Raw genomic sequence first — 1,426 nt, 5'->3', positions numbered from 1 at the left:
AGCCAGCATCAGCAGGGGGCAACCGCCATGACGACAGGTCGGCTCGGGCAGCATGCCGTGCCACCGAACACGGCCTACGCCGGGCAGGTCGTGCACTTCCCGGATCCCGTCCGGGCCGCTCGCCACCCCAAGGGCGTCCGCGTGGACGAAAACGGCTTTCCGGACTTCTCGCCGTATGCGCGCGCGGCCGCCGAAATCGCCGAGCCCCCGGAGGGGTTCGGCGTCGACGAGCTCCGGCTGACGGACTACGTCTCGGCGAACGCGGCGCTGCACGCCGCCGGTCACGAGCTGTGGAACGGGGCGTCGGCGGTGGCCACCCCGCACGGCTGGACCTGGCACCACGTCGTCGGCACCCGGCGCATGGAGCTGGTCCCGGTCGAGGTCAAGGCGCTGCTGCGGCACCACGGCGGGCTCGCCACGGCGCAGGTCGACCAGGAGAAGCGGGGCACCCGCCCGCTGCAGGAGACCCGGCCGATGCATGTGGGCCTGCCGCTGCGGGGCATCTCCGTCACCGAGGAGCAGGTGCTCGGCGTCGAGGAGGACCTCGGCTACCGGCTGCCCGATTCGTACCGCGCCTTCCTCAAGGCGGCGGGCGGCTGCGCACCGGTCGGCACGGCGCTCGACCCGGAGCTGGGGCTGCTGATCGACCAGCCCTTCTTCACGGTGCGCGACGAGGCGGCGGTCAATGACCTCGTCTATATCAACAAGTGTCTGCGGGACCACTTCACCAAGGACTATCTGGGCGTGGGCTTCGTCCAGGGCGGGGTGATCGCGGTCAAGGTGAAGGGTGACGCGATCGGCTCGGTGTGGTTCTGTGCGTATGACGACGCGCGGGACCGTGACGGCTGGACGGTCCAGGAGCGGGTTGAGCGGCTGCTGCTGCCCTGCGGCGACGACTTCGACGCCTTCCTGCTCCGGCTGGCGGGCAATCCGCCGGAGCTCGAGACCGTGGCGAACCTGATGGTGGACGGTGGATTCGCGTACGCCGTCCCGGTGGAGGGGTGAGCGCGATGGTGACCTTCGCACAGGCGCAGGAGCGCGCGGAACTCTGGATCAACGGCGATGTGCCGGCCTATCAGCAGCGCGAGGCGCGGGTCCGGGAGTTCGACCTGGGCTTCGTCGTGTGGGCCGAGGACCGCCCGGACGGACCGGTCTCGGGCCACGGGGCCGAGGGCACGCGGATGGTGATCGCGCGCGACAGCGGCGAGACCACGCTGTGGCCGGGGCTGCCGGTGGGTGAGGTGATCCGCCGTTACGAGGAGCGGTACGGCACGACCGACGGCTCCCGCGACGAGTCCACCACCGGGCGGCAGCAGCGCATCGACCTGAACGCGACGTCCTTCCTGCTGACTCCGCCGGAGTGGCTGCAGGAGGCGGCGGACGCGATGAGCAGCCGGTCCGAGGGGCGGCTGGACCTTCCCGAGCA

At 71.2% G+C, this 1,426-nt stretch carries 1 protein-coding gene and 1 pseudogene; both read left to right on the top strand.

Features of this window, described 5'->3' with window-relative positions; all coding sequences use genetic code 11:
- The first annotated feature begins 27 nt into the window (after positions 1–27).
- Complete coding sequence (locus GWI24_RS44340; protein WP_210951657.1) at positions 28–1,005, top strand: HNH endonuclease; 978 nt, start codon at positions 28–30, stop codon at positions 1,003–1,005.
- Positions 1,006–1,010: 5 nt separating this feature from the next.
- A pseudogene (locus GWI24_RS44335) lies at positions 1,011–1,426 on the top strand (hypothetical protein); the annotation flags it as partial.

The sequence above is a fragment of the Streptomyces sp. MK37H genome, assembly GCF_018035285.1.
Taxonomy (GTDB): Bacteria; Actinomycetota; Actinomycetes; order Streptomycetales; family Streptomycetaceae; genus Streptomyces; species Streptomyces endocoffeicus.
The sequence above is the reverse complement of the archived record's forward strand: the minus strand, read 5'-3'. Positions and strand labels throughout refer to the sequence as shown.